Raw genomic sequence first — 294 nt, forward strand, 5'->3', positions numbered from 1 at the left:
CTAACCTGGATCACCAGGCGATTATAAGATTTCAGCTTTCCCATGTTCTTTTGTACGTCACTTGGTTTTACACCATGTTGCTTACGAAATGCTTTTGAAAAAGCCTCGGGAGTGTCATAGCCATATTTGTAGGCGACATCAATTATTTTGCAGTTTGTATTAGCTAATTCCTGTGCAGCTAATGTTAATCGTCTTCCTCGAAGATACTCACCAATAGACATATCGGTTAACACTGCAAATGTTCGTTGAAAATGAAATACCGAAACGTTTGCTTGTTTCGCGATACTTTCAATC

Annotated in this window: 1 protein-coding gene; it reads right to left on the reverse strand. The window is 38.8% G+C overall.

The window, feature by feature from the left end:
* A partial coding sequence (locus JFL43_RS16515) for a helix-turn-helix transcriptional regulator (protein WP_325166702.1) occupies nt 1-293 on the reverse strand: 293 nt, incomplete at its 3' end.
* Nucleotide 294 lies beyond the last annotated feature (1 nt).

Source organism: Viridibacillus soli (genome assembly GCF_016612995.1).
Taxonomy (GTDB): domain Bacteria; phylum Bacillota; class Bacilli; order Bacillales_A; family Planococcaceae; genus Viridibacillus; species Viridibacillus soli.